General features: G+C 57.0%; 1 rRNA gene. It reads left to right on the top strand.

The features are described 5' to 3' along the window. The first annotated feature begins 1 nt into the window (after position 1). A 16S ribosomal RNA gene (locus MOD31_RS21780) occupies positions 2 to 1522 on the top strand. The last annotated feature ends 36 nt before the right edge of the window (positions 1523 to 1558 follow it).

Raw genomic sequence — 1558 nt, 5'->3', positions numbered from 1 at the left:
TTCAACGGAGAGTTTGATCCTGGCTCAGGATGAACGCTGGCGGCGTGCTTAACACATGCAAGTCGAACGATGATCCCAGCTTGCTGGGGGATTAGTGGCGAACGGGTGAGTAACACGTGAGTAACCTGCCCTTGACTCTGGGATAAGCCTGGGAAACTGGGTCTAATACCGGATACGACCATTCCACGCATGTGGTGGTGGTGGAAAGCTTTTGTGGTTTTGGATGGACTCGCGGCCTATCAGCTTGTTGGTGGGGTAATGGCCTACCAAGGCGACGACGGGTAGCCGGCCTGAGAGGGTGACCGGCCACACTGGGACTGAGACACGGCCCAGACTCCTACGGGAGGCAGCAGTGGGGAATATTGCACAATGGGCGCAAGCCTGATGCAGCGACGCCGCGTGAGGGATGACGGCCTTCGGGTTGTAAACCTCTTTCAGTAGGGAAGAAGCGTAAGTGACGGTACCTGCAGAAGAAGCGCCGGCTAACTACGTGCCAGCAGCCGCGGTAATACGTAGGGCGCAAGCGTTATCCGGAATTATTGGGCGTAAAGAGCTCGTAGGCGGTTTGTCGCGTCTGCTGTGAAAGACCGGGGCTCAACTCCGGTTCTGCAGTGGGTACGGGCAGACTAGAGTGCAGTAGGGGAGACTGGAATTCCTGGTGTAGCGGTGAAATGCGCAGATATCAGGAGGAACACCGATGGCGAAGGCAGGTCTCTGGGCTGTAACTGACGCTGAGGAGCGAAAGCATGGGGAGCGAACAGGATTAGATACCCTGGTAGTCCATGCCGTAAACGTTGGGCACTAGGTGTGGGGGACATTCCACGTTTTCCGCGCCGTAGCTAACGCATTAAGTGCCCCGCCTGGGGAGTACGGCCGCAAGGCTAAAACTCAAAGGAATTGACGGGGGCCCGCACAAGCGGCGGAGCATGCGGATTAATTCGATGCAACGCGAAGAACCTTACCAAGGCTTGACATGAACCGGAAAGACCTGGAAACAGGTGCCCCGCTTGCGGTCGGTTTACAGGTGGTGCATGGTTGTCGTCAGCTCGTGTCGTGAGATGTTGGGTTAAGTCCCGCAACGAGCGCAACCCTCGTTCTATGTTGCCAGCGCGTGATGGCGGGGACTCATAGGAGACTGCCGGGGTCAACTCGGAGGAAGGTGGGGACGACGTCAAATCATCATGCCCCTTATGTCTTGGGCTTCACGCATGCTACAATGGCCGGTACAAAGGGTTGCGATACTGTGAGGTGGAGCTAATCCCAAAAAGCCGGTCTCAGTTCGGATTGGGGTCTGCAACTCGACCCCATGAAGTCGGAGTCGCTAGTAATCGCAGATCAGCAACGCTGCGGTGAATACGTTCCCGGGCCTTGTACACACCGCCCGTCAAGTCACGAAAGTTGGTAACACCCGAAGCCGGTGGCCTAACCCTTGTGGGGGGAGCCGTCGAAGGTGGGACCGGCGATTGGGACTAAGTCGTAACAAGGTAGCCGTACCGGAAGGTGCGGCTGGATCACCTCCTTTCTAAGGAGCTGCTAACAACTGGTTGCTGTGCCTGNA

Source organism: Paenarthrobacter sp. TYUT067 (assembly GCF_023656375.1).
GTDB lineage: Bacteria > Actinomycetota > Actinomycetes > Actinomycetales > Micrococcaceae > Arthrobacter.
This window is presented reverse-complemented; position numbering and strand designations above follow the sequence as displayed.